Source organism: Streptomyces sp. NPDC058375, from assembly GCF_042723425.1.
Taxonomy (GTDB): domain Bacteria; phylum Actinomycetota; class Actinomycetes; order Streptomycetales; family Streptomycetaceae; genus Streptomyces; species Streptomyces durocortorensis.
Map to the genome: position 1 here is coordinate 1 of NZ_JBHXJG010000357.1, position 5,527 is coordinate 5,527.

Annotated in this window: 5 protein-coding genes and 1 pseudogene; 3 read left to right on the forward strand and 3 right to left on the reverse strand. The window is 71.2% G+C overall.

From position 1 onward, the window contains the following. Positions 1-5 precede the first annotated feature (5 nt). Positions 6-911, forward strand: a pseudogene (locus tag ACFWM7_RS33130) (alpha/beta fold hydrolase). Positions 912-1,026: 115 nt separating this feature from the next. After that, the gene (locus tag ACFWM7_RS33135) at positions 1,027-1,230 is read left to right on the forward strand and encodes a hypothetical protein (RefSeq protein ID WP_356567494.1); all 204 of its coding nucleotides are present in this window, start codon (positions 1,027-1,029) and stop codon (positions 1,228-1,230) included. A gap of 41 nt (positions 1,231-1,271) precedes the next feature. Here ACFWM7_RS33135 and ACFWM7_RS33140 read toward each other — a convergent pair whose 3' ends face one another. The 3 genes from ACFWM7_RS33140 to nth all read right to left on the reverse strand — a co-directional run bounded on the left by ACFWM7_RS33140 (position 1,272) and on the right by nth (position 4,395). Beyond that, the gene (locus ACFWM7_RS33140; RefSeq protein ID WP_383267903.1) at positions 1,272-2,477 is read right to left on the reverse strand and encodes a MarP family serine protease; all 1,206 of its coding nucleotides are present in this window, start codon (positions 2,475-2,477) and stop codon (positions 1,272-1,274) included. 91 nt (positions 2,478-2,568) lie between these two features. Further along, positions 2,569-3,330 (reverse strand): NUDIX hydrolase, encoded by a 762-nt coding sequence (locus ACFWM7_RS33145; protein WP_383267906.1) that lies wholly within the window; start codon positions 3,328-3,330, stop codon positions 2,569-2,571. Positions 3,331-3,489: 159 nt separating this feature from the next. Next, the gene (gene nth / locus ACFWM7_RS33150) at positions 3,490-4,395 is read right to left on the reverse strand and encodes an endonuclease III (protein ID WP_383267909.1); all 906 of its coding nucleotides are present in this window, start codon (positions 4,393-4,395) and stop codon (positions 3,490-3,492) included. 373 nt (positions 4,396-4,768) lie between these two features. Between nth and ACFWM7_RS33155 the strand changes: the two genes are divergently transcribed. Beyond that, positions 4,769-5,443: a Crp/Fnr family transcriptional regulator gene (locus ACFWM7_RS33155; protein WP_003967450.1), complete on the forward strand. Its 675-nt coding sequence runs from the start codon at positions 4,769-4,771 to the stop codon at positions 5,441-5,443. The last annotated feature ends 84 nt before the right edge of the window (positions 5,444-5,527 follow it).

Sequence of the window (5,527 nt, forward strand, 5' to 3'; positions counted from 1 at the left end):
TACACTTGCGTCTCGAAGGCCCCTGGGCCAAAATATAAGTCACGGCCAACGGCGCGCGCTTCCACATCGCGGAGCTGGGCGAGGGGCCGCTGGTGCTCCTGCTGCACGGCTTCCCGCAGTTCTGGTGGACCTGGCGCCACCAGATGACCGCGCTCGCCGACGCCGGCTTCCGGGCGGTCGCGATGGACCTGCGCGGGGTGGGCGGCAGCGACCGTACGCCGCGCGGTTACGACCCCGCCAACCTGGCCCTCGACGTCACCGGCGTGATCCGCTCCCTCGGTGAGCCCGACGCGGCCCTGGTCGGCCACGACCTCGGCGGCTACCTCGCCTGGACGGCCGCCGTGATGCGGCCCAAGCTGGTCCGCCGGCTCGTCGTCTCCTCGATGCCGCACCCGCGCCGCTGGCGCTCCTCCATGCTGTCGGACTTCGCCCAGTCGCGGGCCGGTTCGTACGTCTGGGGCTTCCAGCGTCCGTGGCTGCCGGAGCGTCAGCTCCTCGCGGACGACGCCGCCCTGGTGGGGAGCCTCATCCAGGACTGGGCGGGCCCCCGCACCCCGGAGTTCCCCGACGAGGAGACCCTGGACGTCTACCGGCGGGCCATGAGCATCCCCTCCACCGCCCACTGCTCGATCGAGCCGTACCGCTGGATGGTGCGTTCGATGGCGCGTCCGGACGGGATCCAGTTCAACCGGCGGATGAAGCGTCCGGTCCGGGTGCCCACGCTGCACCTGCACGGGTCGCTCGATCCGGCGGTCCGCACTCGCAGTTCGGCCGGGTCCGGGCAGTACGTCGAGGCGCCCTACCGGTGGCGACTTTTCGACGGTGTCGGGCACTTCCCGCACGAGGAGGACCCGATCGGCTTCTCCACCGAACTCATCAACTGGCTCAAGGACCCCGAGCCGGACCGGTAGCCGCCGACCCCGCCTCGGCACAGGTGTCCGACGAGCAGCCAATTGCCTGCCGCATAGGCCAATTGGCTGACTCGCGCACGATTACCGACCTTGGGTCACGGGCAGACGTCGGGGTATGGGCTGGACGCACGACTTCACTGACGAAGCACGCAACCGCCGCTCCGCCGTCTCCGCCGGTGTGAGCACTCATGAGGGGGGCGGCCCTCGCGGCCGGGTGCACCAAGTGCATGACCTTCACCGTTCCCGTCTCGGGATTTCCCGCATCCTCCGCCGCCGGGCCCGCTGGGTCTCGGCACGGCTCCGCCACCCCCGTAACTGACCCCTTCACTTCCCCGGCAGACGGCAGTTCGACGACAGGCCTCAGAGGGCGCAGCCCTGGCTGTCGACCTGCTGGTTGGCCGTGCGGCCGATCTCGATGTCCTCGCGGATCTCGTCCGCCGTCAGCGCGTATCCGGTGTCCGGGTCATCGAGCGACTTGGCGAACACCACTCCGTACACCTTTCCGTCCGGAGTGAGCAGCGGGCCGCCCGAGTTGCCCTGGCGCACCGTCGCGAAGAGCGAGTACACATCGCGGCGCACCGTGCCCCGGTGGTAGATGTCCGGGCCGTCGGCGTCGATGCGGGCGCGGACGCGGGCCGAGCGCACGTCGTACGCGCCGTTCTCCGGGAAGCCCGCGACGATCGCGCTGTCACCGGTCTCCGCGTCGTCGTCCGGGCCGGTGAACTGCAGCGGCCTGGCCCGGAGATCGGGGACGTCCAGGACCGCGATGTCGCGCTGCCAGTCGTAGAGGACGACCTTCGCGTCGTACAGCCGGCCCTCACCGCCGATCTGGACGGTGGGCTCGTCCACGCCGCCGACCACGTGGGCGTTGGTCATCACCCGGCGCTCGGAGAAGACGAAGCCGGTCCCTTCGAGGACCTTGCCGCAGCTCGGGGCCGTGCCGACGACCTTGACGATCGACTGCTTGGCGCGGGCGGCGACCGGGCTGCCCACGAGGGCCGGGTCCGGGGCCTTGACCTCGGTGATCGGCTCGTTGGCGAACGGGCTGAAGACCTGCGGGAAGCCGTTCTGCGCGAGGACGGAGGAGAAGTCCTGGAACCAGCTGGGCGCCTGCTTCGGCATCACCCGGTCGACCCCGAGCAGCACCGAGGAGCTGCGGACCTCCTTGCCGAGGGTCGGCAGTGAGGTGCCCGCCAGCAGCAGGCCGATCATCCAGGCCACCAGCAGCATCGCCACCACGTTGACCAGGGCGCCGCCGGTGGCGTCCAGGGCGCGCGCGGGCGACCACGTGATGTACCGGCGGAGTTTGTTGCCCAGGTGGGTGGTGAAGGCCTGGCCGATCGATGCGCAGACGATCACGATGACGACCGCGCCGATGGCGACCGCCGTGGAGACCTCGGCGTCCTCGGTCACTCGGCCCCAGATGACCGGCAGCAGGTAGACGGCGACGAGGCCGCCTCCGAGGAAGCCGATCACCGACAGGATGCCGACGACGAAACCCTGGCGATAGCCGATGACCGCGAACCACACGGCAGCCAGCAGCAGCAGGATGTCCAGCACGTTCACCGTCTGTAGCCTCGCAGTTTCGTCACCTGGCCCGTCGGTGGTGACGGGGTCCGGGCCGGGCCCGGAACAGCGCAGCAGGACAGCCAGCGTGTCATGCGCGCCAGTCGAGCGGCACCTGTCTGGTCCTGTCCCAGGGGCGTTCCCATCCCGCGTAGTGCACAATCCGGTCGATCACTCCGGCCGTGAAACCCCAGACCAGGGCTGATTCGACCAGAAATGCCGGACCGCTGTGCCCGCTCGGGTGCACGGCCGTGGCCCGGTTCGCAGGATCCGTGAGATCCGCCACGGGAACGGTGAAGACCCGGGCCGTCTCGGCCGGATCGACCACCCCGACCGGGCTGGGCGCCCGCCACCAGCCGAGCACGGGCGTCACGACGAAGCCGCTGACCGGGATGTAGAGCCGGGGCAGCACGCCGAAGAGCTGGACGCCCCGGGGGTCGAGCCCGGTCTCCTCCTCGGCCTCGCGCAGCGCCGCCCGCAGGGGGCCGGTGGTGGCTTGGTCGCCGTCCTCGGGATCCAGCGCGCCACCGGGGAAGGACGGCTGGCCGGCATGGGAGCGCAGCGTCCCGGAGCGCTCCATGAGCAGCAGCTCCGGCCCGCGCTCCCCCTCGCCGAACAGGACCAGGACGGCGGACTGCCGGCCCGCCCCGCTCTCGGGCGGCAGGAAGCGGCTGAGCTGCTGCGGCCGGACGGTGCGCGCGGCGCCGACGACGGGGTCGAGCCACGCGGGCAGGCCGTCGGTGGTGACGTCGACGGCCAGGCCCGGAACACGGCTGACGGGGCCGCGGCCCGGCGGGCTCCCGGCGGGGCCGTTCCCAGCCTGCGCCGTGCTGTGTGTATGCGTGTGCGTCATAGGCACCCCCGTCGATTCACAACGCGTGTCGTCGGCCATTTCGTTCCGAGCCGGTCCGTCCTGGGAAAGGAATCCGCCCTGAGGGTGAACCTCAGGAATCAATCCGCCCGGGGGTCGACCCGTTGCCGGGCCGAGCCGGGCCGAGGCCCCTCACACGCCTCACCCGTCCCCCAGCGTGGGCGCGGGCTCGCCCGGGTAGTCGGCGGGCGGGCTGAGCCGCTGGCCCGGATAGCCGCCCATCTCGTACTTCAGGAGCTTGCTGGCCTTCTCCGGGTCGGTCTCGCCCTCCCCGTACGACGGGCAGAGCGGGGCGATCGGGCAGGCCCCGCAGGCGGGCTTGCGGGCGTGGCAGATCCGGCGGCCGTGGAACACGACGCGGTGCGAGAGCATCGTCCACTCGCTCTTCGGGAAGATCCCGGCGACGACCGCCTCGACCTTCACCGGGTCCTCCTCGTCCGTCCACTTCCAGCGCCGCACCAGCCGCCCGAAGTGCGTGTCGACGGTGATGCCGGGGACGCCGAAGGCGTTGCCCAGGACGACGTTGGCGGTCTTGCGGCCGACGCCGGGCAGCTTCACGAGGTCCTCCAGACGCCCCGGGACCTCGCCCCCGAACTCGTCCCGGAGGGCGGCCGAGAGGCCGAGCAGCGACTTGGTCTTGGCCCGGAAGAACCCGGTCGGGCGGAGGATCTCCTCCATCTTCTCCGGCACGGCCGCCGCCATGTCCTCGGGAGTGGGGTAGGCGGCGAAGAGCGCGGGAGTGGTCTGGTTGACCCTCAGGTCGGTGGTCTGGGCGGAGAGGACCGTGGCCACCAGGAGCTCGAAGGGGTTACGGAAGTCCAGCTCGGGGTGGGCGTACGGATAGACCTCGGCGAGCTCGCGGTTGATCCGGCGCGCCCGGCGGACCATCGCGAGATGGGACTCGGCCTTCGGCGCGTTGCGCTTGGCTGCCGTCCTGTCCGTGGCCGCCGCCTTGCCGACCGGGGCCGCCTTGGTGATCTTTCCAGTTGTGCCGGGCTCTCCCGTTTTGGCTTTTTTACCGGATTTGCCGGGTGTTGACGATGACACTGCGGACCTCCTGGCCGACTTCCCAACCGGCTTCCCCGGCTCTCCGGGGGAGCAGCCGTGCGCGTCTCCGAGGGAGCCATTCGCGGCAATCTTCGGGCGCGGCCGAGGCTGTTCGCCCACAGCGGAATCGCCGCCCTTCAGCGCCCCGTCAGCCCCCTTGGCCTGCGCTCTCCCCGGCGTTCTGGACACCCGGCCAGCCTAGAGCCAGGCACCGACATCCACCCCTGTGACGGCGTATCCGCCCCCGATCGGCCCCCTGCCGTAGGGTCCGGCACGCCCGTGCGTCAAACTGGTTTGTGATTGATCGCACTGTTTTACCGTCCGGCATGATGGGGACCACGGTTCCCTGGACAGGCCGACAAGGAGAGAACTCGTGGACGACGTTCTGCGGCGCGCCCCGCTTTTCGCGGCGCTCGATGACGAGCAGGCCGCGGAGCTCCGCGCCTCGATGAGTGAGGTGACCCTCGCGCGCGGAGACGCGCTGTTCCACGAGGGCGACCAGGGTGACCGCCTGTACGTGGTCACCGAGGGCAAGGTGAAGCTCCACCGCACCTCGCCCGACGGGCGCGAGAACATGCTGGCCGTGCTCGGCCCCGGCGAGCTGATCGGGGAGCTGTCGCTCTTCGACCCGGGCCCGCGTACGGCGACCGCCTCCGCACTGACCGAGGTCAAGCTCCTCGGCCTCGGCCACGGCGACCTCCAGCCCTGGCTGAACGCCCGGCCCGAGGTGGCCACCGCGCTGCTGCGCGCGGTCGCCCGGCGGCTGCGCAAGACCAACGACCAGATGTCCGACCTGGTCTTCTCCGATGTGCCGGGCCGTGTCGCCCGCGCCCTCCTGGACCTGTCGCGCCGCTTCGGCGTGCAGTCCGAGGAAGGGATCCACGTCGTGCACGACCTCACCCAGGAGGAGCTGGCCCAGCTGGTCGGCGCCTCCCGCGAGACGGTCAACAAGGCGCTCGCGGACTTCGCGGGCCGCGGCTGGCTCCGCCTGGAGGCCCGCGCGGTGATCCTGCTGGACGTGGAGCGCCTCGCGAAGCGCTCGCGCTGAAGTCGCGGCACCGCGCCCCACGCAGCGACGCGGGTCCAACCCGCTCTGCCCGCGAAGGGCCCCGCCGACCGGAGTACGTACCGG